Origin of the sequence: Methanoregula sp., assembly GCF_049690535.1 — an archaeon.
Lineage (GTDB): Archaea > Halobacteriota > Methanomicrobia > Methanomicrobiales > Methanospirillaceae > Methanoregula.
In genome coordinates, this window is record NZ_JBAVMX010000003.1 from 1 (window position 1) to 4,039 (window position 4,039).

Here is a 4,039-nt window from a genome sequence, read left to right on the forward strand (position 1 = left end):
CGTCGCGGATGATTGTCGCGGTCTTTGCCTGGAGCCCGGCAAGTTTTTTGATCGCGTCAGAGGTCCGGCCCTTTGCCCGGGCTTCGAGATACCTCCCGAGCATTAAAAACGCGGCGAGCATGATCGCGGTATCGTAGAACATGTAGTCGCTCGTGAGGACAAGTGAGAATGTGCCCATCACGCTTGCAACATACGCGACGCCGGTGCCCATCGCATACATGACATCCATGGAGAGGGTTTTGTTCTTAAGCGATGTCCATGCGGCTTTGAAGATGGGGTATGCGACGTAGACGAAGACCGGCGTCGAGACCACGAGCATGAAGTACGCGAGCACCTGCATGGGGATACCAAGGGGCACCCACATGAGGATCATGAGAGGGATGCTGACCGCAAACCCGATGGAAAACCGCATCAGCTTGTCGTGGAGGTCGGCATCCCGCACCACCTTTTCCTCCTCGTCGCTTACCTGCCCGGCGATGCCAAGATACTGGTACCCGTCGTCCTCGATCGCCTTTTTCATATCCCCGACTGAGGTGAGAGATGGATTGAAGGTGACATAGGCCTGCTCATTTCCCAGGTTCACGTTTGCGACGACGACCCCCGGCAGCGCCCGGAGTGCAGCCTCGATGGTCTGGACACAGGTAGCGCACATCATGCCGCCGACTTTTAAAACGACCTCCCGGTTGGTCACTTCGTAACCGGCGTCTCGCACCGCTTTTTCGAGATCGGCAATCGAGACCTTCGAAGGATCGAACTCCACGCGGGCTGAATCGGTCCCGAAGTTCACCTCCGCCCTGGTGACGTTTTTGACGTTTGCAAGCGCTTCTTCAACGGCGACAGCGCAGGTCGCGCAGTGCATACCGGTAATTTTGAGTTCTGCGTTCTTCGTTTCCGGCTCCGGCATGGATCAGTCCTCTGTTAACGACAGGGTTTCGTTGTGCTGCATCTCTCTTTTTATGGTTATAACGGTTCTTAAAGGCGACACCGTGTACGAGTGGAACGTTTATTGCTCATGACGCCCCCATGCAGGACTAAGATGCGGTACAGGGGATTTCCATGAAAGTAACTATCGACAGGATGCAGTGCGTGAGCTGTGGTTCGTGCTGGGATACGTGCCCGGCGCTCTTTGTGCAGAATGAAGAAGACTCGTTTTCGCAGATCGTCGAGGAATACCGGGAGAACGGAGATATCGCGGCCAGTATCGCCATTCCCGATACCATCACCTGCGCACGCGATGCCGCCGATCTCTGCCCATCGGCGATTATTACTATAGTGGAATAACCGGGTTCACTCGCGGATCATCGTGAGGGTCATCTTAAAACGCTCGTGCGCGAAGACCGCATGCGGCTTGTTCGCTGGCAGGACGATCATCTCTCCCGCACGGAGGGTGAAGGGCTTTTTGTCGATCTGCACCTCGGCATTGCCATCAGTCACCATGAGTACTGCATCGTAGGGAGCGGTATGTTCGGAGAGACCTTCTCCCGCATCAAAGGAGAAAACCGTGATGGTACCGGCTTTTTTAAAAACGATCATACGGCTCGCAACGGTGCCGGGCTGGTACGCGATGAGGTCATTTACGGTGAGCACTTTTTCTTTGAGGTCTTCACGTCCGGTATCTGTCATGGCAGGTTCCTGCATAGTATCTTTGTATGCAGCCGGATATCTGTATCGGTCCTGCTAAATGTATTCCTGCGTGGGAAGGGGGGTCTCCCTCGCAATGCGAGGACGGGGGGCGGTCGCCTAGGGAGATTACCCCAGAGCGACGGCGGCTTACCGCCCTCTCTCTTGGCTCATATAGAATAAGTCTCAGCAGGGTTGCGATGCGTAGACCCATCCTTGGTTCATATAGAATGTACGTTTTCTTTGATTTCTCATCGAAAAGGGGATATTATCAGTTCCCTATTCAGTGGGAGACATTAATTTTGTTATTATTTGTTTGACATACCAAGTTAGAGCAACCAATGTTATAATTGAAGATAAGAAAAAGGCTATAATCCCCCATAAAATCATTGTAGCAGGTTCATGATCTAAAATATCGAACATCGAACCAGTAAGTATACCTCCAAGTACTCCTGCCCACACGCCGATTATCACTCCCCACAATGCTAACGCAACATCCCTTCTATTATTTCCTTCATGGTCCGGAACTCTGATTATATTTTGAGGCAAAACGATTGTGCTATCCAATCTTCGATTAATTTTTTGAATTTCATTCATTAACGCTTTATTCTCATCTTGTGAGCCAAAGAGGATAATAAGACTCAATCCAAAAAAAAACAATCCAATTCCTACAGGAATGAAATAATTTGTCTCTGTTGCAGCGTCATGACCGTAGAGTGGCACAACTAAAGCAAAAACAGATGCTAATACGCAGAAAAGAATGCCTACAAACCAATATTTCGCGTTCTTCATAATTCCACTATATTCAGAAACTACATAATATTAATTTGGTAGCGTGCACCTCGTTAATGCATAGTTATCAGAAAAAGAATCCATTAATGCGTTTGTCGGGGAAACTTAATGGAAAAGTCCGCAACGTTAGGGCTGAAACTCTATTTTTAACTCGCCTCTCCATGTGTGCATTATTCACAGTTAACAATGTGTTATTCCGGAAAAGTACGGCAAGACCGGATGCTGCAACGATGGAGGTTGATGTCCCCCTACCCCCACACGAGCGAGGAGTTCCGCCGCCCCGAAGGGACGCCCCCGCGGCGGATCAAGTAAATAAATTTCCGCAAAGGAGTGTTCGACTACAAATTCCCTTCAACCATCTGTCACACTATCGCAACCGGGGGATGCCCGTGCGGCGGGGGCGGAGCCCCCGAGAGCACGCTCTGCTCGAAAAATCCTTACAGCAACAAAGAAGCCGGGGAAAAATACAAAATCAGAGAATCCCGTTGATGTGCAACCGACGGGGAACTCCACCATTTTCCGACGCTAAAACCCTCAAAACCACTGCATCCCGCCATTCGGATACCGTTCCGGGCCTGCCGGAAGCACAGGGCTGGCAGAGCCCCGACGTTTTCCCGGAAAAACCGGATCGCTTTTTCCCGTTCAGGAACCCACTTTATTTTCAGGCAATAAACGCATTTTTTAGCCCTCCCGACGCTCTGTATGACCAATTGCACTTTCTCTTTTTCGTGATGAAAGGAACGCGTCTAATTTGCACGGTTTTTTCCTGATTAAAACGGTCCGTTTCCAAAAATACCGGTTTAAAGAAAAAATCGTGCAGTGGATTGGCACCATTTCCACTGGAGCGTCCCGGCCTCGGATCCAGCCTGAAAACTCTCCGTCGGAGAATAGATCATTGGAGAGGGCATGTCTGGCCTCTGTCCCCATTTATAAAGGGAGTCCTGCCCGAAGGGTGGAGCGGCGTAAACTACCGGCCATGCGGATTCGTGTAATCATTCGGCCCCCCCATTTGAGATCGTCCACGCAAGAGCTCATGGACCCGGGAGCTGTCGCCAGGCTCGCTCGTGCCGGGTGCGGAGCCGATATTTCTAACGTTTGAATAAACACTCAAACGTCTTAACAAAATCATTCACAGGATCAAAAGTTTATCTCTTCTCGCATTGTCATTGAGGTTTTCCCGATAACTTTTCCGATCAAATCAGTAAGGTACTGCTCGCCCTCTTCATTGACAAGCTCCACCTCTGCCCGATCTTTTTGTGAGGGCCTGTTACGATTATCGAAATAAATCAGCATTCCCGTTGTTAAAACATCAGGGTCTATTCATCGCCCGGATCCTGATCCGGAGATGTCTCACCCTCGACATGCTGGTTCTTGTGCCGCCGCTGCGCCTCTTTCTCCCGGTCGAGCGCATCGGGATCGATGTGCCACTCGGTCCGGCGCAGGAGACCATGCACGGTGCTTGCCTCCCGGGTCGTGAGGCCGGCCCTGCCGAGAATGCGACGGATCATGATCATCGTGTTCTCGCGCTTGAAGGCCGGGTGGTGCACCTCGTCCAGAAACCGGTCGATATGCCGGTACAGGTGGCCCATATCGTACGGCGAAGCCAAACGGTACTGGGGTACCGGGA

Annotated in this window: 4 protein-coding genes and 1 pseudogene; 1 reads left to right on the forward strand and 4 read right to left on the reverse strand. The window is 51.3% G+C overall.

Features of this window, described 5'->3' with window-relative positions:
* Window positions 1-904 (reverse strand): copper ion binding protein (locus WCE46_RS00100; protein WP_424731669.1); only part of this gene is annotated, 904 nt, incomplete at its 3' end.
* Between the two features lie 152 nt (window positions 905-1,056).
* On the opposite strand from WCE46_RS00100, the gene WCE46_RS00105 reads away from it, so the two are divergent.
* Entirely contained in the window at window positions 1,057-1,281 is a 225-nt protein-coding gene (locus tag WCE46_RS00105) for a ferredoxin (RefSeq protein ID WP_424731670.1), read from the forward strand.
* Window positions 1,282-1,287: 6 nt separating this feature from the next.
* Here the strand turns inward: WCE46_RS00105 and WCE46_RS00110 are convergent, their stop codons facing one another.
* The 3 genes and pseudogenes from WCE46_RS00110 to WCE46_RS00120 all read right to left on the reverse strand — a co-directional run.
* Window positions 1,288-1,623, reverse strand: a complete 336-nt coding sequence (locus tag WCE46_RS00110; RefSeq protein ID WP_424731671.1) for a cupin domain-containing protein — start codon at window positions 1,621-1,623, stop codon at window positions 1,288-1,290.
* Between the two features lie 276 nt (window positions 1,624-1,899).
* Window positions 1,900-2,412 carry a hypothetical protein gene (locus WCE46_RS00115; RefSeq protein WP_424731672.1) on the reverse strand — a complete coding sequence of 171 codons (513 nt, stop codon included), beginning with the start codon at window positions 2,410-2,412 and terminating at the stop codon, window positions 1,900-1,902.
* Window positions 2,413-3,728: 1,316 nt separating this feature from the next.
* Window positions 3,729-4,039: pseudogene (locus WCE46_RS00120) on the reverse strand (RNA methyltransferase); the annotation flags it as partial.